This is a genomic window from Sphingomonas sp. PvP055, assembly GCF_040546365.1.
Classification (GTDB): Bacteria; Pseudomonadota; Alphaproteobacteria; order Sphingomonadales; family Sphingomonadaceae; genus Sphingomonas; species Sphingomonas echinoides_A.
Genome location: NZ_JBEPNS010000001.1, coordinates 2,252,374 through 2,276,553 on the forward strand (window position 1 = coordinate 2,252,374; position 24,180 = coordinate 2,276,553).

The 24,180-nt window shown below is 62.8% G+C and carries 21 protein-coding genes and 1 pseudogene; 15 read left to right on the forward strand and 7 right to left on the reverse strand.

Going from position 1 to position 24,180, the window contains the following annotated elements; translation table 11 throughout:
• Nucleotides 1–19: 19 nt before the first annotated feature.
• From ABIC16_RS10555 to ABIC16_RS10565, 3 genes are all read left to right on the forward strand, one after another.
• The gene (locus tag ABIC16_RS10555; protein ID WP_354291050.1) at nucleotides 20–280 is read left to right on the forward strand and encodes a hypothetical protein; all 261 of its coding nucleotides are present in this window, start codon (nucleotides 20–22) and stop codon (nucleotides 278–280) included.
• A gap of 271 nt (nucleotides 281–551) precedes the next feature.
• The gene (locus ABIC16_RS10560) at nucleotides 552–1,250 is read left to right on the forward strand and encodes an acetylxylan esterase (protein ID WP_354291051.1); all 699 of its coding nucleotides are present in this window, start codon (nucleotides 552–554) and stop codon (nucleotides 1,248–1,250) included.
• A gap of 41 nt (nucleotides 1,251–1,291) precedes the next feature.
• Entirely contained in the window at nucleotides 1,292–2,704 is a 1,413-nt protein-coding gene (locus ABIC16_RS10565; RefSeq protein ID WP_354291052.1) for a family 43 glycosylhydrolase, read from the forward strand.
• A 70-nt stretch (nucleotides 2,705–2,774) separates the two neighbouring features.
• Here the strand turns inward: ABIC16_RS10565 and ABIC16_RS10570 are convergent, their stop codons facing one another.
• The 5 genes from ABIC16_RS10570 to ABIC16_RS10590 all read right to left on the reverse strand — a co-directional run bounded on the left by ABIC16_RS10570 (nucleotide 2,775) and on the right by ABIC16_RS10590 (nucleotide 7,314).
• A complete protein-coding gene (locus tag ABIC16_RS10570; RefSeq protein WP_277969737.1) occupies nucleotides 2,775–3,173 on the reverse strand; it encodes a hypothetical protein in 399 nt (132 codons plus the stop codon).
• A gap of 154 nt (nucleotides 3,174–3,327) precedes the next feature.
• The gene (locus tag ABIC16_RS10575; RefSeq protein ID WP_354291053.1) at nucleotides 3,328–4,515 is read right to left on the reverse strand and encodes a DUF2252 family protein; all 1,188 of its coding nucleotides are present in this window, start codon (nucleotides 4,513–4,515) and stop codon (nucleotides 3,328–3,330) included.
• 161 nt (nucleotides 4,516–4,676) lie between these two features.
• Entirely contained in the window at nucleotides 4,677–5,123 is a 447-nt protein-coding gene (locus ABIC16_RS10580; protein ID WP_354291054.1) for a VOC family protein, read from the reverse strand.
• Between the two features lie 86 nt (nucleotides 5,124–5,209).
• Nucleotides 5,210–5,740: an NIPSNAP family protein gene (locus ABIC16_RS10585; protein WP_354291055.1), complete on the reverse strand. Its 531-nt coding sequence runs from the start codon at nucleotides 5,738–5,740 to the stop codon at nucleotides 5,210–5,212.
• A gap of 266 nt (nucleotides 5,741–6,006) precedes the next feature.
• The gene (locus ABIC16_RS10590) at nucleotides 6,007–7,314 is read right to left on the reverse strand and encodes a dicarboxylate/amino acid:cation symporter (RefSeq protein ID WP_354291056.1); all 1,308 of its coding nucleotides are present in this window, start codon (nucleotides 7,312–7,314) and stop codon (nucleotides 6,007–6,009) included.
• A 103-nt stretch (nucleotides 7,315–7,417) separates the two neighbouring features.
• Between ABIC16_RS10590 and ABIC16_RS10595 the strand changes: the two genes are divergently transcribed.
• Nucleotides 7,418–8,671: a M24 family metallopeptidase gene (locus ABIC16_RS10595; protein WP_354291057.1), complete on the forward strand. Its 1,254-nt coding sequence runs from the start codon at nucleotides 7,418–7,420 to the stop codon at nucleotides 8,669–8,671.
• Between the two features lie 65 nt (nucleotides 8,672–8,736).
• Nucleotides 8,737–11,391 carry an alanine--tRNA ligase gene (gene alaS / locus ABIC16_RS10600; RefSeq protein ID WP_354291058.1) on the forward strand — a complete coding sequence of 885 codons (2,655 nt, stop codon included), beginning with the start codon at nucleotides 8,737–8,739 and terminating at the stop codon, nucleotides 11,389–11,391.
• A gap of 205 nt (nucleotides 11,392–11,596) precedes the next feature.
• On the opposite strand, the gene ABIC16_RS10605 is transcribed toward alaS, so the two are convergent.
• Complete coding sequence (locus ABIC16_RS10605; RefSeq protein WP_354291059.1) at nucleotides 11,597–13,390, reverse strand: cation:proton antiporter domain-containing protein; 1,794 nt, start codon at nucleotides 13,388–13,390, stop codon at nucleotides 11,597–11,599.
• Between the two features lie 137 nt (nucleotides 13,391–13,527).
• A pseudogene (locus ABIC16_RS10610) lies at nucleotides 13,528–14,749 on the reverse strand (NADP-dependent isocitrate dehydrogenase).
• 183 nt (nucleotides 14,750–14,932) lie between these two features.
• Here ABIC16_RS10610 and ABIC16_RS10615 point away from each other — a divergent pair.
• The 10 genes from ABIC16_RS10615 (at nucleotide 14,933) to ABIC16_RS10660 (ending at nucleotide 24,153) form a co-directional block, all read left to right on the forward strand.
• Nucleotides 14,933–15,664 (forward strand): phosphatidylserine decarboxylase, encoded by a 732-nt coding sequence (locus ABIC16_RS10615; RefSeq protein ID WP_354291060.1) that lies wholly within the window; start codon nucleotides 14,933–14,935, stop codon nucleotides 15,662–15,664.
• 19 nt (nucleotides 15,665–15,683) lie between these two features.
• Complete coding sequence (gene pssA / locus ABIC16_RS10620) at nucleotides 15,684–16,511, forward strand: CDP-diacylglycerol--serine O-phosphatidyltransferase (protein WP_502958302.1); 828 nt, start codon at nucleotides 15,684–15,686, stop codon at nucleotides 16,509–16,511.
• Between the two features lie 411 nt (nucleotides 16,512–16,922).
• Complete coding sequence (gene rpsB / locus ABIC16_RS10625; protein ID WP_354291062.1) at nucleotides 16,923–17,771, forward strand: 30S ribosomal protein S2; 849 nt, start codon at nucleotides 16,923–16,925, stop codon at nucleotides 17,769–17,771.
• Nucleotides 17,772–17,856: 85 nt separating this feature from the next.
• Nucleotides 17,857–18,792 carry a translation elongation factor Ts gene (gene tsf / locus ABIC16_RS10630; protein ID WP_354291063.1) on the forward strand — a complete coding sequence of 312 codons (936 nt, stop codon included), beginning with the start codon at nucleotides 17,857–17,859 and terminating at the stop codon, nucleotides 18,790–18,792.
• A gap of 215 nt (nucleotides 18,793–19,007) precedes the next feature.
• The gene (pyrH, locus tag ABIC16_RS10635; RefSeq protein ID WP_277969750.1) at nucleotides 19,008–19,736 is read left to right on the forward strand and encodes a UMP kinase; all 729 of its coding nucleotides are present in this window, start codon (nucleotides 19,008–19,010) and stop codon (nucleotides 19,734–19,736) included.
• A 2-nt stretch (nucleotides 19,737–19,738) separates the two neighbouring features.
• A complete protein-coding gene (gene frr, locus ABIC16_RS10640) occupies nucleotides 19,739–20,296 on the forward strand; it encodes a ribosome recycling factor (RefSeq protein WP_277969751.1) in 558 nt (185 codons plus the stop codon).
• Nucleotides 20,293–21,048, forward strand: a complete 756-nt coding sequence (locus ABIC16_RS10645) for an isoprenyl transferase (protein ID WP_354291064.1) — start codon at nucleotides 20,293–20,295, stop codon at nucleotides 21,046–21,048. Before frr ends, ABIC16_RS10645 begins: the two co-directional genes overlap by 4 nt.
• Nucleotides 21,049–21,068: 20 nt before the next feature.
• Nucleotides 21,069–21,845, forward strand: coding sequence for a phosphatidate cytidylyltransferase (locus ABIC16_RS10650; RefSeq protein ID WP_354291065.1), 777 nt, complete (start codon nucleotides 21,069–21,071; stop codon nucleotides 21,843–21,845).
• Nucleotides 21,842–23,023, forward strand: coding sequence for a 1-deoxy-D-xylulose-5-phosphate reductoisomerase (locus ABIC16_RS10655; RefSeq protein WP_354291066.1), 1,182 nt, complete (start codon nucleotides 21,842–21,844; stop codon nucleotides 23,021–23,023). The genes ABIC16_RS10650 and ABIC16_RS10655 overlap by 4 nt, the downstream gene beginning before the upstream one ends.
• The gene (locus ABIC16_RS10660) at nucleotides 23,020–24,153 is read left to right on the forward strand and encodes a M50 family metallopeptidase (RefSeq protein WP_354291067.1); all 1,134 of its coding nucleotides are present in this window, start codon (nucleotides 23,020–23,022) and stop codon (nucleotides 24,151–24,153) included. Before ABIC16_RS10655 ends, ABIC16_RS10660 begins: the two co-directional genes overlap by 4 nt.
• Nucleotides 24,154–24,180 lie beyond the last annotated feature (27 nt).

A 24,180-nucleotide genomic window follows, 5' to 3' on the forward strand; every position in this document is an offset into this window, starting at 1 on the left:
ACAGTGAAGGGAAAGGTGAATGGACCTCGACGACCAGTTCCGCCGGTATTTCGGCACCAGCGATCTGGCCAACCTAAAAGCATCTTCGCTTGATGCTGGGATAGAGCACATGCGTGTCGATCTTGGGCTGGAAAAGGACCGCGACCGGCGCTTCGGATTGTGGACGCTCTTGCATATGCTCGGTGCCGCGCCCGATCTTGATGTAGCGTTCGTTTCTGAAGCCGACCGCGCTGCGGCGCGGCGTTTCATGGACGTGGCGGGAAGCCTTGGTGAAAGTTAACTCTTGAGGGCGCATTTCCTCAGATCCGTCAACATCACCTTTCTGCAACATCAAGAATATCAATCCAATTTACGCGACCCTGTCGATCTTGCGCGTCGTTGGTTGACGGGAGGGGCAAACGCGACCTAGCGTATGGTAACGATAACAAGGCGTCCGTTCATCGAGTCGCTCGTGGGTTGAGGAAGTAACGATGCTGGGGTCTGAGCAGACGATACGAAATCAAGGTTCCCGCCTTCGCCCCCGCATTGCGACCACCGCAGAATACGCCGGAATGGCGCTCGCCGCCGCAATGCTCGCGTTGTCGGTTCCAGCCGCAGCATCCGCTCAGACCGCAGGCAACGTAGTTGAAGCGCTTCCACCGCCAACCGGACTGTCGCCTTTTTTCACGCCAGCCACCGCGACGCCTTCCAGCCCGGATGCGGATGGATTTCTCCGTCGATGGCTGCTGCTGGAGCCGATCTCGAAACCCAACCGGACGAACGCCGGGTTCACGTCCGCCTATGTCCGCGAGGCGCTGTCATCCGCGCATTATCCAGGCCGTTTTGACGCCTTGCCGCGGGATGGTGAGGCGACCACCGCACCCGGCACGCCGCGCTGGCACGCGCTCGATACGAATCTATTCGACGTGAAGCTATTCAGCCTCGCGCAAGGACTCGGGAAGCCGACCTACGGCGTTATCTTCTGGGCTGTTACGGTCGTCGACAGTCCGCGCGAGATCCGTGACGTCCGCCTTGCGGTCGGTTCCAATTCCGCGTCGGTCTGGTGGCTCAACGGCAAGGAAACCGTCGGCCTGTTCGGGGATCGGCGTATGGTCATGGACGACGTCCTGTCGCGACCCGTGACTCTTCGCAAAGGACGGAACGTCCTGCGCGGCGCGGTCATCAACGGCCCCGGTCTGAGCGACTTCTGTATCCGCTTGCTTGATGACAGCGGCCATCCGATCCGGGACATCAAGGTCGACGTGAAGTGAGATCGATCATGCAACGCTCCTCCGCCCTGACCATTGCGGCCATGCTGCTTGCAATTCCTGGTGCTGCCTTGGCCCAACTTGCGGGCGAGCCGTTCATCCACGATCCGTCGACGGTGACCTTGTCGGACGGCAAATGGTGGACCTTTGGGACACGTGGGGGCGGCCTTGTTTCGGAGGACGGCTGGACTTGGCACAGCGGTGGCGAGCGACCCGGCGGCGGTGTCGCGCCGGACGTGATCAAGATCGGCGACCGCTATTATGTCGCCTATGCCGTCGGGGGCGGCGGGATGAACGGCGGCCACGCCAGTAACGTCAAGATCATGTGGACTCACTCGCTCGACCCGAAGTCGCCCGCGTTTGGCTATCACGACGTCGGCATCGTCGCATCGACCAACGGGATCGAAGTGGCCGATGCGATCGACCCCGCGTTTCTGTACGCGGAGGGACATCTCTGGCTGAGCTATGGGACGTATTTCGGTTCGATCCGAATGATCGAGCTCGATCCGAAGACGGGCGGGCGGTTGCCGGGTAATCAGCCTGTGGACGTCGCGATCGACATGGAGGCGACGGCGCTACTGCACCGTGACGGTTGGTACTATCTGCTCGGTACGCACGGGACCTGCTGCGATGGGCCAAATTCGTCTTACAACATCAGGGTCGGTCGATCCCGCGCACCGCTTGGGCCCTATGTCGACAATATGGGCGTACCCCTGCTCAAAGGCGGCGGTAAATTGGTCGTTGCAGGAAGAGGTCGTCAATACGGCCCCGGACATTTCGGCCTGATTGATCTGGGCAATGGCGTCGAGAAATATTCGATGCATTACGAAGCCGATCTTGATCGTAGCGGTCGCAGCGTTCTTGGGATCCAGCCACTGCTCTGGAAGGACGGTTGGCCGTTGGGTGGTGCGAATATCACGCCAGGCACCTATGAAATTCAATCGGAGCGCAGCGGCGGTGCCTTGCAACTGGCGGTCGACTTCGTGCGCATGCCCTTTGACGTGCGGCGAAGCTTCATGGCCAAGAGCACTGAGCCCGTCGCGCCAATTCCGAACCAGACCCTATCCGAAGACCGCACGACTTGGCCCGCAGGAAACGTCGAGGTCGACCTTGGCGATTACATGATCCGCGCGCACCAGCAGTGGACGATCTCCCCGGTAGCCGGAGCGGGCGGCGCGTTCGGCGCGCCTTATTACAAGATCGTCATTGCCGGGACCGAACGCGCGTTGTCGGTCGGTCCGGAAGGTACCGTCCGCGCCGCGCCGACTTTCGACGGTTCCTTGGGGCAGCTTTGGCGGATCGACCAACTCACCGACGGGTCCTACCGGATCATGCCCAAAGCTGCCGTCGACGGGAAGGGAGTTGTCGCGTTGGTGGCTCTTGGGCGCAGTACGCCGACGTTGGCTCCATTCCCGTCTACCGGGGATACAGGCCGGTGGAGTTTCAAGTTGCCGTAACAACGACTTTCAACGCGCTATGCGACGAGGGCGGTACGGTCGGTTTCGGAACCGGCCGTACCGCTATCTTTCAGCATCCGTTGCGGTAGTTCTGCGACCGGTCGTGGTTCTGGTCGAGGTTCTTTCCCAGCAAACCGCCGCCGACCGCACCGAGGATCGTGCCGAGCGTGCCGCCGCCAAGGACCGAACCAAGGACTGCACCACCTGCGCCACCGGCGATCAGGCCTGTCGTCCCGCTGGAGCGACGGCAATCCTGATAGTTGCGGCGCTGGTAGCCGCGATAATGACGACCATCGTTGTCACCACGGTAATATCCGCGCTGATACTGTCCGCGATCATAGTCGTCGTTCCGCTCGTACTGCGCGCGATCGTTGTAGCCGTAGCGCTGCGCTTGAGCAGGAGTAGCGACGGTCAGCGGCAGAATCGCGGCGGCGGCGAGGGCGGCTGCGGCGAACTTTTGCTTCAACATCGTACGTCTCCTTGCGAGTGATGAAGACGGTTTAAAGGTTCGTGGCCGAACCGGTTCTGAACTAGATTGGCAACATTCGTTCAGCTTGCTGGTAGGCATTTGCACGGCTGGGCTGATCGGCACCCCTACGGATCGCAGACCCGAGCAAGCGCATTTAGCGGTTCAGGGCGAAACGCCGACAATGCTCGAGATAGCCGATTTCATGCGCACCCGCCATCGCGACGATGGCTCGAAAAAGCCACGAAGGTGCCTCGAGGTTTCCGTCTTGCGATGTCAGCGTCTCGCGCCACGCCAGCCTTTCGCGGTCGCCGAGCTGTCGGGCATGCGCCTGACCCACGACGAATGCCAGATACGAAGCGGCGACGATGGCTTCCTTCCGACTGAATTGCTCGACCTCTATCTTCAGATCCTGCGGTGCCAGTTCCCGCAGGAAAACGGGTTTCCCCATGAGCTGAGCCGCGATCATCCGGTGCCCCAAATTGGGTGACAATGCCTTGGCCCCCATCAGTACGCGTTCTGCTGGGTCTGCCGGCATCGCAGCTTTTGAACTGGGCGCGACGACCGAGGTGACAGCTTCCTTGATATCAACCAGTGCAAGGCGTTCGTCCTTAGCCTTGCCGCTGGAAATGCCGACGAGTACCGCAAACCGAAGATTTCCGAGCGAGCTGCAACCCTTCCGCCAATATGCGGCGTCGACGACCCGAACGCTTCCGTCCCCCTCAACACCGGCGAGCTCCCTGCACCGTTCGCGGATCGGCTCTTGCGCGAACAGAGTGACGATCGCGTCCGCTTCGGCATGTGAAAGCTTCCAGAAGCGATTGTTGTGCGGGATGTTCGGTGTGACGTCTTCGAGACGATCCTTCGCGAGATGACGCCACCGTCGTCCGATTGCCTTCCGTCGGACCGAACGTACGACGTCGGGCTCCCGCGGATCATCCTTGAGCGTCGGCGTCAACGCGCGGCGATATCCATCGATCATTGCCTCGATCATTTTCGCCGTGGTGACACCCGGTAAATCCGAACTGCGTGCGGCGGTCTCGAGCGATAGGCCAAGGCGAATCAGGTCATACGCGGGATTGGCAAGCACGGTCTGGTCGAGATCACGGATCTGGATGTCCACCCGGTGCTCCGCATCGGCGACTGGACCGAGATTGCCGAGGTGACAGTCCCCGCAAATCCACAACGTCGGGCCTTCAGGAATGCTCGCTGCGATGGAGGACGCTTCCAGCCACTCATAAAATTGCGCGGTATTGCCGCGGACATACGCGTGAACCGACCGCGCCATCTTTAGCGCGCGCGTTCGTGCGAGCACGACCGAGCGTTCGTCGGGAGCCACGGCCATGGTTGGACTTTCAAGCTGGGAGACAACGGATCGCACCAGCGGAACCTTGAAGCATACAAGGCTAGAACCGATGCTAGACGCCGCTAAACAGACGAGATGACGCGTTAGTTGCGATCCGACGGCAAAAGTCTACCGCCAATTCTCCACCTAAATGCAACGGGCTATTTTGCCGGAACGCCGCGCGAGTCACCGACCTCGAGCCAATAGCCGTCAGGATCCTGAACGTAAATCTGGCGGACGCCATCGAACCGGACCTGCATCGTTCGCACCGTGCCCGCAAGATCCGTCCAGATGAGATGGTGTTGGTCCAACCAGGCGGTGACCGTAGCCAGATCGTTTACGTGCAGGGCAAGATGTTCGTTGCGGTTTGATGGCTTGGGCGTGGTGCGACCGTCGAGAATGTGGAGTGCCAATCCGTTTCCAAGGTCGAGCCAACGGCGGTTCTTGAGCGGTGTCGAAATGATTCTCAACCCGAACGCCTCGTGGTAGAAAGTTGCACTCCGGTCGATGTCCGCGGATTGAATTGCCACGTGCTCCGCCTGCGCTGGCACATTGACCGGCGCTTGTGCGGCAGCGGCAGCGATGAACAGGGCTGGGGAGAGGATCATGGACGCTTTGCTCCGGGTTTGCAGATCTGAGAATTAGGTCATTTGCGGTCGACAGAGCATTCGTTCAGTTTTCCAACCCTTACCGGTCAGCGCTTCAGGATCAGTGGCGGTGAATAATCCGCCAGCGTCATGAACACGGAGTCTACCTTAGTAACCAATTTGCCCCCCGCCTCGGACGCCGCCGCGACGGAACGCCATTCAGGATCCTCCGTGAATGCCTTCCAACTTACGTCGCGCGCCGCGCGGCTGGGATAGGCCAACACATACACCACGCGCCCTTCCGGCGCCGCTTCGGTCGGCATTTCATTCCAATAGGCGACGTTGCGCATACCGTGCTTGGCAAACAGGCCTAGCGTATGCTCGCGGAACCGCGTGTTCAGGGCAGCCAGCTTCCCCGGCGCGGGGTAATAGACGCGCAATTCATAAACCAGGGTCTGCGCGTTCACCGCAGTTTCCTGGGCAGATACCGGAAGGGCGGGAACGGACAGCGCGAGACAGGCAAGGGCAAAGCGCATAACGAGTTCCTCGAACCAGAAAGCCTTGGCGTACCGCCTCCACGGCGTGATCGCAACGTCCGGATATTTGAGGGCAAACTTGCCGGACAGGTGCCATGCCAAGGCCCGTCGATGCTTTCGCTCCGGGGAACGCTGTCGTGGGAAAGGGACGGCCAATCTTGGGCATTCTCGACATGGGTCGCAGCTGCAATGCGTTTCGCTTGCAAGAAATGTCACGGCTTCGCGTCGCACGCCAGAACAGGGCGTTTACGCCCGCGGGCACGCCTTAGTTGAAACTTGAGATCCGCTTCCCAACCGAACCGTTCGTCTTCAGATGCACCCGACGCAGTCGAATATTCTAGGTGCGACCACCTTTGCGTTTCCGCTCGTTAGCCTCGGCTAGGCGCGTGCGGCGGTTCGATCTCGGGCGCCTCTGCAACGTCCAGCGGTCCCTCCCACTTCGCGACGACAGCCGTAGCGACGGCGTTGCCGACGACGTTGGTGCCCGATCGGCCCATGTCGAGAAACTGATCAACCGGCAGAATGAGCAACAGGCCCGCCTCAGGAATACCGAACTGTCCCATCACCGCCGCGATGACGACCAGCGATGCGCGTGGCACGCCGGCGATCCCCTTGGACGTGATCATCAGCACCAGCAGCATCACGATCTGCTGCCCGATCGACAGATCGACCCCGTAGACCCGCGCGAGGAACAGCGTCGCGAAGGTCATGTACATCATCGACCCGTCGAGATTGAACGAGTAGCCGAGCGGCAGCACAAAGCTCGCGATCTTGCGAGGAACGCCGAAGCGCGCCAGCGCCTCGAGCGTCCGCGGGTAAGCAGCTTCGGAGGATGCGGTGGAGAAGGCGAGGAGGATCGGCTCGCCGATGTAGCGCGCCAAGGTGAGCGCGCGAGGACCAATGATCGCGAAGGCTGCGGCAAACAGCAGCATCCACAAGACCGCCAGCCCGACGTAGAAGCTGCCGACGAACAGCCCAAGCGTCCAGAGAATGCCAAGCCCATTGACCGCGATCGTCGCGGTGATCGCCGCGAACACCGCGAACGGCGCGACACGCATCACGTAATCGGTGATCTGCAGCATCATCGCCGCGAGTGCCTCGGCACCGCGGACGATCGGCGCGCCCTTTTCCCCGATCGCGGTGAGCGCGACGCCGGCGAAGATCGAGAAGATCACGATCTGAATGATCTCGTTGGTCGCCATCGCCTCTACCACCGACGACGGCACGATGTGCGTCACGAAGTTAGTGAGGCTGAACGATTTCTCGTCGAGCCCGACGGTCGCATCGGGGGGCGGCAGCTTGAGCCCGAACCCGCTGCCGGGCGAGACGAAGTCGATCACGAACTCGATCCCGTGGAACAACACGAGCCCGAGCGTCAGGGACACCAGCGAGGCCGAGATGAACCACGCCATCGTCCGCCCGCCGATCCGCCCAAGCGCCTTGATGTCGCCCATGTGCGCGATCCCTACGACCAACGTCGAAAACACCAGCGGCGCGATGATCATCTTGATCAGGCGCAGGAAGATCGTCGTAATGATCGAGAAGTAGCTCGCGATCTCCTTCGCTCGCGCGGTGCCCTCGACGCTCCCGTCGACGATCTGCTGGTTGATTACCCAGCCGACGATCAGCCCCAGCACCAAGCCGATCAGAATATACAGTGTCAGCCGCTTCGCCACGCTTCGTCCTCGATTGGTTCGCGCCCGCATCAACGGGAGAAAGCGCAATCGGTCAAGCGAGACGCGCGTTGCGGGGGGCGGCGCGCGCTGCCAGACTGTTGCCATGATCCTCAGCCGACGCGCCTTCGCCTCCGCCGCCATCGCGGCCCCCTTAGTCTCCGCCAGCGGCGTACTGCGCGCCGCCGAGCCCGATCTGAGCGGTCTGCGCGACATAACGGGTGGCACCGCACCGATTGGCGCAGAGGAACGCCGTGGCAGGCTCGCGCGCGCGCAGGCGCTGATGTGCGAGAACGGGATTGGCGCGGTGCTGATCGAATCGGGGTCGAGCCTGACCTATTTCACCGGCATCCGCTGGGGCCGAAGCGAACGGTTGACCGCGGCGATCCTGCCGGTCGAGGGCGAGCCGTGCATCGTCACGCCGTTCTTCGAGGAACCCTCGGTCCGCCAGACGCTCGGCATCCCCGCAGAGGTGCGGGTGTGGCAGGAGGACGAAAGCCCGCATGCGCTTGTCGCGGGGTTCCTCAAGGACCGAAAGCTCGCCACCCGTCCGATCGGCATCGAGGAAACCGTCCGTTACTTCGCAGTGGACGGCCTTGCCCACGCCTTACCGGGCGCGCGAATCGTCTCCGCCAATCCGGTCGTCCGCGCGGTTCGGATGCGCAAGACCGCGCCCGAGATCGCGCTGATGCAGACCGCGACCGATGTGACGATCGCAGCCTATCGCTGGACCTGGCCCCGCGTCGAGAAGGGCATGAAACCCGCCGACATCGCCGCGCTGATGAACGCAGCGACCAAGCAACTCGGGGGCAGCCCCGAGTTCTCGCTGGTGCTGATCGGCCCAGCCGCCGCCTTTCCCCACGGCAGCAAGGACCCGCAAGTCGTCGCCGACGGGCAGATCGTGCTGATGGACTGCGGCTGCACCGTGCAGGGCTATCAGTCGGACGTGTCGCGCACCTTCGTCTATGGCAGCGCGGACAAGGACATGCGCAAGGTCTGGCAGGACGTCCGCAACGGGCAGGCGCTTGCCTTCAAGACCGCGCAGCCCGGGGTCGCTGCCGGGGCGGTGGATGATGCGGTGCGGCGCTATTATGAGACGCTCGGCTACGGCCCGCGGTATCGCTTGCCCGGCCTGTCGCATCGTACGGGACACGGGATCGGGCTCGACGGGCACGAGCCGGTAAATCTCGTCCACGGCGAAACCACGCAACTGGCGGAGGGCATGTGCTTCTCGGACGAACCCGGCCTGTATCTGCCGGGCAAGTTCGGCGTTCGGCTGGAGGATTGCTTCCACATGACCGCAAGCGGGCCGAAGTGGTTCAGCGTTCCTCCAACCTCGATCGATCAGCCGTTGGGGTAAACGATCCGCATTCGGGACGCGCGGCATACTTGAGAACGCCGTGCGGCTCGCCTAAGCCACCGCGCATGACCCAGTCCCCGACGTCGACCAACGACATCCGCCGTAGCTTCCTCGACTATTTTGCGGCCAACGGGCACGCCAAGGTCGCGTCCGCGCCGCTCGTGCCGCAGAACGACCCGACGCTGATGTTCGTCAACGCCGGCATGGTGCCGTTCAAGAACGTCTTCACCGGGCTCGAATCGCGGCCCTATGTGACCGCGACGTCTTCGCAGAAGTGCGTACGAGCAGGGGGCAAGCACAACGATCTCGACAATGTCGGCTATACTGCGCGGCATCACACCTTCTTCGAGATGCTCGGCAATTTCTCGTTCGGCGACTATTTCAAGGAACGCGCGATCACGCTCGCGTGGAACCTGCTGACGCGCGAATGGGGGATCGACCCCGACCGACTGACTGTCACCGTCTATCATACCGATGACGAGGCGTTCGACCTATGGCGCAAGATCGCGAACCTGCCCGAGGAGCGGATCATCCGCATCGCGACCAACGACAATTTCTGGTCGATGGGCGACACCGGGCCGTGCGGTCCTTGCTCAGAGATCTTCTACGACCACGGCGACCACATTTTCGGTGGCCCGCCGGGATCGCCAGACGAGGACGGTGACCGTTTCGTCGAAATCTGGAACCTCGTGTTCATGCAGTTCGAACAGACCGCCGACGGCGCGCGCACCGCGCTGCCGCGGCCGTCGATCGACACGGGCATGGGGCTCGAGCGGATCGCCGCGGTGCTGCAGGGCGTCCACGACAATTACGATACCGACACGTTCAAGGCGCTGATCGCCGCATCCTCGGCGATGACAGGCACGCCCGCCACCGGCGACACGCAGGCGAGCCACCGGATCATCGCGGATCACCTGCGCTCGGCGGGCTTCCTGGTGGCGGATGGTGTGCTGCCGTCCAACGAAGGGCGCGGTTATGTGCTGCGCCGGATCATGCGGCGCGCGATGCGCCATGCGCACCTCCTCGGCGCGAAGGAGCCCTTGATGCATCGGCTCGTCCCCGCGCTGGTGGCAGAAATGGGCGCGGCTTATCCCGAACTGGTGCGGGCGCAGGCGGCGATCGAATCGACCCTGTTGCAGGAGGAAACGCAATTCCGTCGCACGCTGGTCAACGGGTTGCGGCTGCTCGACGAGGCGACCGCGGCGATGGAGCCGGGCGCGACGCTGCCGGGCGAGACGGCCTTCAAACTCTACGACACGTTCGGCTTTCCCTACGATCTGACCGAGGACGCGCTCCGCGCCCAGGGCTTCGGGATCGATCGTCCCGGGTTCGACGCCGCGATGGCCGAACAGAAGCGGGCGGCGCGGGCCGCGTGGAAGGGATCGGGCCAACGCGCCTCCGACGACGTGTGGTTCGACATCGCCGAGGCCAACGGCGGCACCGAGTTCATCGGCTATAGCGCGGTCGAGGGCGAAGGCGTCGTCGTCGCGATCGTCCGCGACGGCAAGCAGGTCGACCGGGCTGATATAGGCGAAACGGTCGAGATCGTCGTCAACCAGACGCCATTCTACGCCGAGAGCGGCGGTCAGGTCGGCGATACCGGCACGCTCACCGCACCGGGCATGCACGGCGTGGTCGAGGATACGCGCAAGTATCTCGGTCGCGTGTTCGCGCATGTCACGCGCGTCGGCGCGGGCGGTATCGCGGTCGGCGATGCGCTGCACCTGACCGTCGATGCCACCCGCCGCGACCAGATCCGCGCCAATCACTCAGCGACGCATTTGCTCCATGAGGCGTTGCGCCAGCGTCTCGGCGCGCATGTCGCGCAGAAGGGCAGCCTTGTTGCGCCCGAGCGGCTCCGGTTCGATTTCTCGCAGCCGACTGCAATCGATCCCGCGCGGATCGCCGAGGTCGAGACGGACGTCAACGCGCAGATCCGCGGCAACGGGCTGGTCGATACGCGGCTGATGACCCCGGACGAAGCGATCGCCGAGGGCGCGATGGCGCTGTTCGGGGAGAAATACGGCGACGAGGTCCGCGTCGTGTCGATGGGCAGCGAGCGCGGCAAGACCTATTCGCTCGAGCTGTGCGGGGGGACGCATGTCCGCGCATTGGGTGATATCGGACTGTTCACGGTAATCGGTGAGGGCGCGGTGTCCTCCGGCGTTCGCCGCGTCGAGGCGCTGACCGGCGAGGCAGCGCGCGACTATCTCACCGCACGCGACGCCAAGTTGCGCGAAGCGGCGGCGGCACTGAAATCGTCGCCAGACGAAGTGCCTGCGCGCGTGGCGGCATTGGTCGAAGACCGGCGGCGATTGGAACGCGAACTGGCCGATGCCAAGAAGGCGCTTGCACTTGGCGGCGGTTCGGGCGGCGCGGCGGCCGGTCCGGAAGAGGTCGGCGGTGTCGCATTCCTCGGCCAGGTGGTCGAGGGTCTCGACCCCAAGGGCCTGCGCGGCACGGTCGACGAGATGAAGCAGCGGGTCGGTTCGGGAATCGCGATGATCGTCGCGGTCAACGAAGGCCGCGCATCGGTTGCGGTCGGGCTGACGGCGGATCTGGTTGGATCACATAGCGCGGTTGACCTGCTGCGCGTTGCGGTTGCGACGCTGGGCGGGCAGGGCGGCGGTGGGCGCCCCGACATGGCACAGGGCGGCGGTCCGGATGGTGCCAAGGCGGCAGATGCCGTGGCTGCGGTTCGGGCTCATCTCGCGGGGTGAGGCTGGGCTCGTAGGCGTGGAAGGCTAGCTCCCCCTCTTCTGCGCTTCCCCGGCGAAGGCCGGGGCCCAGTAGCGAAGGTCGAGGTAACGAAGCGCCATCGCCAGCAATCTACTCTTCCGCTCATGGGCCCCGGCCTTCGCCGGGGAAGCGCAGACGGTGGGGAACGCGGCGGCGGAAACAGATGCCCCCCCCGCAGCGCGCGCCTCAAACCGCAGGCTTGCTGTCCATCCCCCGCGGCGCACGAACCCGCTTCAACCGCGGGGTGGTCGTCATCTCCGCCGCAGCCTTGATCTCCTGCCGCAGTTCGTCGCGCTTTTCGTGGATCGACGCGATCACCGGCCCGACAGCAACACCGAGATCGGTCAACACCGCTTCCGCCAGTTGCAGCGAACTCTCGAGCGTCTCGGGCACCGCGTCGGTCGCACCCGCGCGATAAAGTTCGGCGGCATGTTGCGTGTCGCGGGCGCGCACGACGATCGCGAGGTCCGGAACCCAGTTGCGCGCACGCCGCGTCAACGCGACGCTCAGCACCGGGTCGTCCATCGTCAGGATCAGCGCTTTGGCGCGACCGAGATTGAGCCGGTCGACCAGTTCGGGGCGAATGACGTCGCCGAAGATCACCGGATAGCCCTCCGCATGCGCCGCGGTAACGACATCGATATCGGCCTCGACCGCGACATAGCGTTGCTCGTGGACCGTCAGCATGTCGCACACCATCCGGCCGACCCGCCCGAACCCGATAACGACCGTGCCGGGGCCTTCCTCGGGGATTTCCAATTCGGGTTCGTTTCCAACGCTCTGCTCGATGCGCCGTGCCCAGCGCCGCCCAAGCATCGCCAGCAGCGGCGTGATCGTTAGCCCGATTGCAGTGACGGTCTGCCAGAAGTTGGCGGTGGGTGCGGCAATCAGCTGGGCCTGCGCAGCAGCGCCGAGCACGATCAGCGTAGTTTCAGACGGGCTCCCCATCAGCACGCCGGTTTCCACTGCGACGCCGCCGCGGATCCCGCTCCCGCGCAGCAGTCCGTACGTCACCACCGCCTTGACCGCAACGACGGCAGCAATTGCCGCGAGGTATCCGGCCCAATTGGCTGCAATCGCCGCGAGATCGACGCTCATCCCGATCGTGATCAGGAACACGCCCAGCGCGAGGCCCTTGAACGGTGCCGTCATCACTTCGACTTCGCTATGATAATCAGTTTCTGCGATCAGGAGACCAGCCAGCAGTGCGCCGACGATCGGAGACAAGCCCGCTGCGGTCGTTGCCAGGCTGGCAACGATGACGACCAGGAGCGAGGCAGCAAGGAACAATTCGGGACTTTTGGTTCTCGCGGCTTGCGCGAACAGTTTGGGAAGGATCATCCGTCCGCCGATGAACAGGATCCCGACCGTCGTGAACGCCGCGATCCCGACGCGCGCAAGCCCGCTCCAGCCACTGTCGCCCGCCATTGGGCCAAGCGCGGCGAGCACAAAGATGATCGGAACGAGCGCAAGATCCTCGAACAGAAGCATCGCGAACGCCGTTCGGCCAACTGGGCTGGTGGTTCCCGCGATCGGCAACACGAGCGCCGTTGAGGAAAGCGACAGCGCGATGCCCAGCGCCATCGCCCCGGTCCACGGCAAGGCGGTCAGCAGGTGCAGCCCTAAACCCAGGATCGCGCCTGCGACGAGCAATTGCGCAGCACCCGTTCCAAACACGAGCTGTCGCATCGACCAAAGGCGTTTGAGCGAAAGTTCTAGCCCGATCGAGAACAGAAGTAGAATGATCCCGAATTCGGCAAAGGGCTCGATCGAATGCGGGTCAGAAATCGTGAAGTAGTAAAGCCACGGAAATTGGCTGACCAAAGCGCCTAGACCGAATGGTCCAACAAGCAACCCAACGAGGATAAAGCCGATGACGGGGCTGATCTTGGCACGGGCGAAGGCAGGTATGACGAGGCCGGCCGCCCCGAGAATTACGAGGGCATCACTGAAACCGGCATTTGCAAGGGCTGATGGCATAGTGCCATCTAAGCAACAACCAGCCGCCTTGTCAGCTTATGTCGCAAAATAAGTGAAAAAAGGTTCACTTCGGCTATTCCTGCTGCACCCGCAACGGCCCGTTGCCCGGATTGAGTTCCGGGCAACGGGAATGCAGTTTAGGCGGAAGTGCCCATTGCCTGTTCGAGGTTGAGACGGACCTGCTCGAAGAACTGCTCGGTCGTCATCCACGGCTGCTGCGGGCCGATGAGCAAAGCGAGATCCTTGGTCATGTGACCGTCCTCGACCGTCTTGACGCAAACGCGCTCGAGCGTCTCGGCGAACTGCGTCACCTCAGGCGTACCGTCGAACTTGCCGCGATACTTGAGGCCGCCGGTCCAGGCGAAGATCGACGCGATCGGGTTGGTCGACGTCGCCTTGCCCTGCTCGTGCTGGCGGAAGTGGCGCGTGACGGTGCCGTGTGCGGCTTCCGCCTCGACCGTCTTGCCGTCCGGGGTGAGCAGCACCGAGGTCATCAGGCCGAGCGAGCCGAAGCCCTGGGCGACCTGGTCCGACTGGACGTCGCCGTCATAGTTCTTGCACGCCCAGACGAATTCACCGTGCCACTTGAGCGCCGATGCGACCATGTCGTCGATCAGGCGATGCTCGTAGACGATGCCCGCTTCCTTGAACTTGTCCTTGAATTCGCTCTCGAAAACCTCGGCGAAGAGGTCCTTGAAGCGGCCGTCATAGGCCTTCAGGATGGCTGTTCTTGGTCGACAGATACACCGGCCACTTGAGGTTCAGGCCATAGTGCATCGAAGCGCGCGCGAAATCGCGGATCGAATCGTCGAGGTTGTACATCGCGAGCGCGACGCCCGAGGTCGGGAACTGGAACACTTCCTGGTCAATGACCGTGCCATCCTCGCCGTCGAACACGAGACGCAGTTTGCCGGGGCCGGGGACGAGGAAATCGGTCGCCTTATACTGGTCGCCAAAGGCATGACGCCCGACGACGATCGGGTGCGTCCAGCCCGGGATCAAGCGGGGGACGTTCTTGATCACGATCGGCTCGCGGAAGATCGTGCCGCCAAGGATGTTGCGGATCGTGCCGTTGGGCGACTTCCACATCTTCTTGAGGCCGAATTCCTCGACGCGCTGCTCGTCCGGGGTGATCGTCGCGCACTTCACGCCGACGCCATATTTCTGAATCGCCTTGGCGCTTTCGACGGTGATCTTGTCGTCGGTGCCGTCCCGGCTCATCATGCCGAGGTCGTAATATTCCAGATCGATATCGAGATACGGCAGGATCAGCCGCTCGCGAATCCACTGCCAGATGATCCGGGTCATCTCATCGCCGTCGATCTCGACAACGGGCGTCTTTACCTTGATCTTCGCCATCTCGCACTTTCCTGTGGGGGTTTTGCAGCTGCGTCTAGGAGCATGGACCGCATCGATCAACCCGCGGCTTTCGCATCGTGAGAGAGGTGGCGTCTATCCGGGGAGCCGGCGTGTAGGCGCGCCAGTCGGGTCACACGGGCATTGACGATTGTGGCAACCCGGTCGCTCGGTTAGGGTCGAGGCATGATACCACCACCCTATTCGTCCTCTGCCCCCGAGACCGCCAAATGGCGCGTGCCCGATCTCCACCCGGAAGGCCGCAAGTATGTCGTGATTGCTTCGGTGGTCGCGCTTGTCGCACTGATCTGGCTGGGATGGTTCGTCGCCTGGCCGTTGATCGGTGTGACTTTATGGGTCGCGTTGTTCTTCCGCGATCCGGTACGTGTTACGCCATCCGGCGACGGATTGATCATATCGCCTGCTGATGGGCTGGTTTCGATGATCCAGCGCATGCCGGTGCCGCGCGAGCTGGCTGGGCCGAACGGGCTTGGCGAAGCGCCGCTGGTGCGGGTGTCGGTGTTCATGTCGGTGTTCGACGTTCACATCAACCGCACGCCGATCGCTGGCACGATCAAGCAGGTCGTCTATATCTCGGGGAAGTTCCTGAATGCCGAGCTCGACAAGGCGAGTGAGGACAATGAGCGACAGCATCTTGTCGTCGAAGGCCGCGACGGTCGTCGGGTTGGTTTCACGCAGATCGCCGGTTTGCTCGCGCGTCGGATCGTGCCGTTCGTGAAGCCGGGCGATATGGTCGCGGCGGGGCAGCGGATTGGACTGATCCGGTTCGGCAGCCGCGTGGACGTATATCTGCCCGAAGATTGCGCGTGTCAGGTCGTCCTCGGGCAGCGCAGCGTTGCGGGCGAGACTATCCTCGGACGGACGGGCGCAACCGTAGCCAGCGGTATCGCGCAATGAAGGGGCGGGAGGGATGGGCATGAACCGCCCGGTGCGTCGGTCTCCGACGCGTGGATTGCCGCTTCGTGCGGTTGCCCCCAACGCCGTCACCGCTTTGGCGCTGTGTTCCGGGCTGACCGGGATCCGATTCGCCATTTCGGGTCAGTGGGAAACGGCGGTGCTGATGGTGATGATCGCCAGCGTGCTGGACGGAATCGACGGACGTATTGCGCGGATGGTGCGGGGCGAAAGTCGCTTCGGCGCGGAGCTCGATTCGTTGTCGGATGCGATTTCGTTCGGCGTTTCGCCCGCGTTGATCTTGTATCTGTGGTCACTCAAGGATTTGCCGAGGCTCGGTTGGCTCTGCTCCCTGATCTTCGCGGTGTTCTGTGCGCTCCGGCTCGCGCGGTTCAACGCAGCGATTGACGTTGCGGAGCAGCCTCACAAATCCGCCGGTTTCCTTACCGGCGCACCCTCACCGGTTGGGGCAGGCCTCGCGATGTTGCCACTCTATCTTTGGTTCTGGACGGGGATGGACTTCTGGCGCTCCCCCTTGCTGGTAGCGCCGTGGGTCGCGCTGATGGCACTATTGATGGTTTCAAGCATCGCAACGTTCAGCTGGTCGTCCTTGCGTCTGCGCACTCATATCAGGTTTGAGGCGATTGCCTTCGTCGTTCTGCTGGGCGCAGCACTGATATCTGCGCCCTGGCATACCTTGACGTTCTTGTGTGTCGCTTATTTGGCGACATTGCCGTTCAGTGTCGCTGCCTACAATCGGGTCAAGCGGCTGCGCGGACTGCCTGGCGCGACGGTTCCAGAACAAACTGTGCCCGCACCCGCGACCGAACCCGGGGCTCTCGAACCTTGAGTGCTGGAAGGTTTTCAATCACCGGGTCTACGCCGTCGCGCAGCAGGGAAACGATGCGCGGCATCGCTGGCACAAGCGTCTGCCAAAAAACCGATGCACTAGCGGCGAATGCGCTCGCGAAGACCAGAATGCCCGTCACCATAATCATCGCTCGAATTCCTCTGTCTCAGAGCAGGATTAAGCTTTTCAACCCGTAGCCGCGGTCAACGTTCCGTGTTCCCGCCATGAACATGGTATGTTCCATATCCGTTCTTCGGGCAAGGTCTTTCCTGGTCTTGCACTGGCGATCGAAATTGGCTAATGGGCGCGCCTTCACACCGCATGGGAAGCACACATCACCGGTGTCGTGCAGGGGTTTTACCCCGAACCGATTACTCGCTTCCCAGAGGACCAACCGGAAAGGAATTATCTATGGCGGCACCAGTCGTTTCCATGCAGCAGCTGCTCGAGACGGGCGCACACTTCGGCCACCAGACGCATCGCTGGAACCCGAAGATGAAGCCTTACATTTTCGGCGACCGTAACGGCGTCCACATCCTCGATCTTTCGCAGACCGTTCCGCTGTTCGCCCGCGCGCTCGAGTTCGTCTCGGCGTCGACCGCGGCGGGCGGCAAGGTTCTGTTCGTCGGCACCAAGCGCCAGGCGCAGGAGCCCGTTGCGGACGCAGCGCGTCGTTCGGGCCAGCACTTCGTCAACCATCGCTGGTTGGGCGGCATGCTCACCAACTGGAAGACCATTTCCAACTCGATCAAGCGCATGAAGACGCTCGAAGAGCAGCTGTCGGGCGACACGGTCGGCTTGACCAAGAAGGAAGTGCTCCAGCTGACCCGCGAGAAGGACAAGCTTGAGCTGTCGCTCGGCGGCATCCGCGACATGGGCGGCATTCCGGACGTGATGTTCGTGATCGACGCGAACAAGGAAGAGCTGGCGATCAAGGAAGCCAACACGCTGGGTATTCCGGTCGTCGCGATCCTCGATTCGAACGTCTCTCCGGACGGCATCGCTTTCCCGGTTCCCGCGAACGACGACGCAAGCCGCGCGATCCGTCTTTATTGCGAAGCGATTGCAATCGCCGCGACCCGCGGTGGTAACGAGCAGCTTGCGCGCCGTCAGGACATCGGTTCGATGGAAGCGCCGCCCGCCGAGGAAGCGCTGCTCGAGTCCGCACCTGCTGAAGCCAGCGCTGAGCCGACCGCTGCCAGCGACGCTGCCCTGCAGGCCGAAATGGTCGCGGAAGCCGAGCGCCAGATCGACGCATAAGCGTCGCACAACTGACATAGGGACGGGGTAGGGCATGGCTCTGCCCCGTCCAAAACCGCATCTGACACACAAGAGGATAAGTGACATGGCCGACATTACTGCCGCTGCGGTGAAGGATCTGCGCGAGAAGAGCGGCGCGGGCATGATGGATTGCAAGAAGGCGCTGACTGAAGCTGCCGGCGACATGACCGCTGCGATGGACTGGCTGCGCGCCAAGGGCCTCGCTGCTGCCGCCAAGAAGTCCAGCCGCACCGCGGCCGAGGGCCTGATCGGCGTTGAAGTCGACGGAACCATCGGTGCAGCGGTCGAAGTCAATTCCGAGACCGATTTCGTTGCCAAGAACGAGCAGTTTCAGACCTTCGTTCGCGACGTGACCGCTGTCGCGCTCCGATTGGGAGACGACATCGACGTCATCAAGGCCGCGTCGCTCGGTGAGAAGACTGTCGAGGAAACGCTCACCAACAACATCGCGACGATCGGCGAGAACCAGAATCTGCGTCGCGCGAAGCGCCTCGAAGTCACGCAGGGCGCGGTGATCCCGTACATCCACAACCAGGCAGCACAGGGCCTCGGCAAGATCGGCGTGCTCGTTGCGCTCGAGAGCGATGCCGGTGCCGACGTGCTCGAGCCGCTCGGCAAGCAGATCGCGATGCACATCGCGGCCGCTTTCCCGCTGGCGCTCAACGAGGACGGCCTCGACCCCGAGATCGTCGCGCGCGAGCGTGCGATCGCGACCGAGAAGGCAGCCGAGAGCGGCAAGCCCGCCGACATCGTCGCCAAGATGGTCGATGGTGCGATTGCCAAGTACCGCAAGGAAAACGCGCTCGTCAGCCAGCTGCTGGTGATGGACGGCAAGACCAAGATCTCGGACGTCGTTGCCAATGCCGCCAAGGCAGCGGGCAAGTCGATCGAGCTCAAGGACTATGTCCGCTTCCAGCTTGGTGAGGGCATCGAGAAGGAAACTACCGATTTCGCAGCAGAAGTTGCCGCGGCTTCAGGCGTTCCCCAGCAGACCGCCTGATCTTGAGGCTGTTTCGGCGTGGCGTTGCTTTCGGGCAACGCCACGCCAGATCCCCGGCGCATCGTCGCCGCACATTCTAGAGATGCGGACCAATCCGTGGCGGATTTGCGCTGAGGCGACCGGCCGCGACGCCATCCGTACGGTTTCGACGCTTCCAATCGCTTCGCGCGACCGATAAGGTCCGCGCCGACCGCCCCTTTGCCATTCGGATTGCCGTGCCAAACCCAAACTTCAAACGTATTCTCCTGAAATTGTCGGGGGAGGTCCTGATGGGGCCCAACGGCCTCGCAATCGACCCGTCGGTCACGGCGCGCGTCGCGGGCGAGATCGCCGACGCGCGGTCGAAGGGGTTTGAAGTTTGCGTCGTGGTCGGCGGGGGCAATATTTTTCGGGGCCTAGCCGCTGCCGCCAAGGGTTTTGAGCGCGCGACCGCGGACTACATGGGCATGCTCGCAACCGTGATGAACGCGCTCGCAGTGCAGAATGCGCTGGAGCAGATCGGCGTCGATACCCGCGTCCAGTCCGCCATCCCGATGGCGAGCGTGTGCGAACCGTTCATCCGCCGCCGCGCCGAACGCCATCTTGAGAAGGGCCGCGTCGTGATCTTCGCGGCAGGCGTCGGCAGCCCGTATTTCACCACTGACAGTGGCGCCGCATTGCGTGCTGCCGAGATGAAGTGCGATGCGCTGTTCAAGGGTACATCGGTCGACGGCGTCTATGATGCCGACCCGAAGCTCGTGCCGACGGCCAAGCGCTACGACACGATCAGCTATGGCACGGTCCTCGCAAATGATCTCAAGGTCATGGACGCGAGCGCTATTGCTTTGTGTCGCGACAACAATATTCCGATCGTCGTCTTCAATATCCGCGAGCCGGGCAATCTTGCCGCGGTTTTGCGCGGTGAAGGCGTATCGACGATCGTCCAGGCAGAGACAGGAGCATAATCATGGCTGCATATGACAAGGCCGATCTCGAGCGCCGCATGTCGGGTAGTGTCGAATCGTTGAAGAGCGATCTGACCGGTTTGCGCACAGGCCGCGCGTCGACATCGCTGCTCGATCCGGTGACGGTCGAGGTCTATGGCGCGCAGATGCCTCTGAATCAGGTCGCGACCGTCTCCGTTCCCGAGCCGCGGATGTTGTCGGTTCAGGTGTGGGACAAGGTCAACGTTGGTCCCTGCGACAAGGCGATCCGTTCGGCCGGGCTTGGGCTCAACCCGATCGTCGATGGCACGACCCTGCGTCTTCCCATTCCGGATTTGACCGAGGAACGCCGCAAGGAACTGGCGAAACTCGCTGGTAAGTACGCCGAAGACGCGCGCATTGCGGCGCGGAACGTGCGTCGGGATGGCATGGATAGCCTCAAAACCGACGAGAAAAAGGGCGTCTACAGCGAGGACGAGCGCAAGAAGCTCGAGACCGAAGTGCAGAAGCTCACTGATAAGACGATCGGCGAAATCGATGCCGCCGCGACCGCCAAGGAAAAGGAAATCCTGGGGAAGTGAGGCCGTTCGCCGCCCCGGCTGCCGATCGGGCGACGGCGCCGGCTTCGGGCGACGTCGTCCTGCCGCGTCACGTTGCGATCATCATGGATGGCAACGGCCGGTGGGCGAAGAAGCGTTTACTCCCGCGCGTTGCCGGGCATCGCCAAGGCGTCGAGGCGGTGCGGCGCGTCGCGCGCGCCGCGCGGACGCTCGGGATCGAAGTGCTTACGCTCTATGCGTTTTCCAGCGAGAACTGGCGGCGACCGGAGGAGGAAGTCAGCGACCTCATGGGCCTGTTGCGGCTGTTCATCCGCAGCGATCTCGACGAACTCATCCGCGATAATGTCCGGCTACGGATCATCGGTGATTATCAGCGGTTTAGCCCCGATCTGGTAAAACTGATCGATGATGCCGTGGGGCGTACGGCCGTGAATACCGGCCCGATCCTCGTGATCGCGCTCAATTATGGTGCGCAGGCAGAAATCCTGTCGGTGTCGCGCCGCCTCGCCGAGAAGGCGCGGGACGGACTGCTCGACCCGACGACGATCGACGAGGCAATGTTCGAACGCGAGCTCGAGACGGGTGATCTTCCGCCGCTCGATTTGCTGATCCGTACCTCGGGCGAAGTCCGGCTGTCGAATTTCCTTTTGTGGCAGGCGGCTTATGCAGAGTTGCTGTTCGTCGATACGTTATGGCCGGAATTCGATGCCGATACGTTTGCGCAGGCCATCGCCACGTTCGGGCAACGGCAGCGGCGGTTCGGGGGCCTGTGAAGCCTAGCCTTTCGCAGAGAATGTCATCGAACCTTGCGCTGCGCAGCATCGTCGGTGTCGCGATGGTCGCGGTGGCATTGACGAGCGTACTGCTTGGCGATCTGGCGTTCTGGCTGCTGTGCGTCGTGCTTGGCCTGTTCATGATGGCCGAATGGGCAGATCTCCACAAAACACCGCCGAAAATGAAGCGGTTAGCGCAATATGCGGTGTCGGTTCCGTTGGCGATCATGGCCCCGCATCTGGGGGCCGGTCCGGACTTTTTTGCGTTGGGGCTTATTGCTGCAGCCGCGTTCTTCATAGTGATTGTCACGCGGCGTCAGGGGCTTGCCTTTGGGGCGGTCTATGTCTGCCTGCCGATTCTCGCGTTGCTGCTGATCCGGGGGCAGGGGGATGGTATTCTTCTCACGGTGTGGGCGCTGGCGCTCGTATGGGCTTGTGATATCGGCGCTTATTTTGCGGGGCGCACGATCGGCGGGCCCAAGCTGGCCCCTAAGGTGAGCCCCAACAAAACCTGGGCCGGGCTTGCCGGGGGCGTCGTTTTGGCAACGATCTTTGCCGGAATCCTGCAGGCGCGCTACGGTTTGCCGCTACGGCTGACCGTTGCGACGCCGTTTCTGGCGGTTCTCGCGCAGGGTGGCGATCTGTACGAAAGCTGGCTGAAGCGCCGCGCCGGCGTCAAGGACAGCGGTACGTTGCTGCCTGGACATGGCGGCGTGCTGGACCGTCTCGACGGCCTCGTCCCGGTTGCGCCGATTGCGGCCCTCCTTATCGTATTACCGAAAGTGTATTCGTGGTGAAAACGATCACAATATTGGGCGCAACGGGGTCGATCGGCACCTCGACGCTCGACCTGATTGAGCGAGAACCGGAACGTTTTGAGGTCCTTGCGCTGACCGCCAATTGCGATGTCGCACGGTTGGCTGCGGCTGCGATCCGCACGCGGGCCAAGCGCGCCGTCGTTGCGGACGAGGGATGTCTTGCGGATCTTCGGTCGGCGCTCGCGGGCACTGATATCAAGTGCGCTGGCGGGCGGGCCGCGGTGATCGAGGCCGCGACGATGGGCGCGGACATCACGATGGGCGCGATCGTCGGGTGCATCGGTCTCGAGCCAGTTATGGCTGCGATTCAAGGCGGTAAGACCGTAATCCTCGCCAACAAGGAACCACTCGTTTCGGCCGGCGACGTCGTACTCGCCGCTGCCGCCAAATATGGCGCGACGTTGCTCCCGGCGGATTCGGAGCACAACGCCATCTTCCAGTGCTTCGATGCGGCGCGTCCGGAGCGCGTGCGCCGGATCATTCTGACCTGCAGCGGCGGGCCGTTCCGCACCTGGTCGACTGCAGAAATGCGCAGCGTGACGCCGGAACAGGCCGTCGCGCATCCCAATTGGTCCATGGGAGCAAAGATTTCGGTCGATTCGGCAACGCTTTTCAACAAGGGACTCGAGCTGATCGAGGCCGCGCGGCTGTTCCCGGTGCCGCATGATTCGATCGAGATCGTGATCCACCCGCAATCGGTGATCCATTCGCTGGTCGATTATGTCGATGGCTCGGTTCTGGCGCAGATGGGGCCGCCCGACATGCGTACGCCGATCGCGCATTGCCTGGCCTGGCCCGACCGGATGGCGACGCCGATGGCACCGCTTGATCTCGTCGCGATCGGTCGGCTCGATTTCGAAGCGCCAGACCCGGAACGCTTTCCAGCGCTCCGCCTGACGCGGGAGGCGCTGAACATGGGCGGCGCGCGTCCGGCGATCCTCAATGCCGCCAACGAGATTGCGGTCGCCGCGTTTCTGGCGCGTGAAATCGGCTTCCTCGAAATTGCCGCAATCGTGGACGATACACTGTCCGTCTATCATCCGGCCGCACCGGGAACGTTGGGCGACGTTCTCGCGGTCGATGCCGAAGCACGCAGCATAGCGCGCCGGCAGGTGGGATACCGCAACGGGGCGTTGATGAAGGATAGCGTCGTTTGAGCCAATCGCCCGGATTCCTGCTGACCATCCTGGCGTTCGCGCTGGTGATCGGTCCGCTCGTTTTTCTGCATGAGATGGGACATTACCTCGCTGGACGCGTGTTCGGTGTGAAGATCGACGCATTTTCGATCGGGTTCGGCAACGAACTGTTCGGCTGGACCGATCGCCGCGGGACACGCTGGAAGTTCAGCGCCCTGCCGCTCGGCGGCTACGTGAAGTTCGCTGGCGACATGAACGCGGCCAGCGTGCCCGATCCGGCTTGGCTCGAATTGCCCGCGGAAGAGCGCGCACAAACGTTGCAGGCGCGCCCGGTGTGGCAGCGCGCGATCGTTGTCGCAGCGGGCCCGGTCACCAATTTCGTCATCGCAATTCTGATCCTGGCGGGCTTCGCCATGAGCTACGGGGTGGATCGTACTCCTTCGATCGTCGGGATGGTCAGCCCGGGAAGTGCTGCACAGAAGGCAGGATTGCAGACCGGCGACCGCATCACCGCGCTGAACGGGCGGTCGATCGAGACGTTCAAGGACGTATTCCAATACGCAGTGCTTCGCCCCGGCGAGCCCGTGCGGATCGACTATCTCCATAACGGGTCGCAACAGACAAGCCAGACCGTGCTTGGTGTCGCGACCGAGCGGGACCGGTTCGGGAACGAGTTCAAGAAAGGCCTGCTCGGAATTGGGCCATCGACGCCTGTCGCGGCGAAGGTCGGATTGCTCGAAGCTCCGCTGGTCGGCATCGAGATGACGGGGACGATCCTGCGGACTACGGTCGAAGGGCTTGGGCAGATCCTGTCCGGCCGCCGTTCGGTCGACGAGCTGGGGGGACCATTGCGGATCGCCAAGACGTCCGGCGAGCAATTGTCGCTCGGCTGGCCGGTGTTGATCTTCTTCATTGCCGGTGTGTCGATTAATCTGGGATTCATCAACTTGTTGCCAATCCCGATGCTGGATGGCGGGCATCTGCTTTTCTATGCAATCGAGGCGGTACAACGCAGGCCTGTCGCGCCAGCGGTTCAGGAGTGGGCATTTCGGGGGGGATTGGCCGCGGTTCTTGCGTTGATGGTGATGGTGACGTTCAACGATCTCGGCGCATTTGGCCTGTGGAAGACCCTCTCCGGCTTGATCGGGTGACGCAGGTAAGGCAGGGCGGGCCAGCGG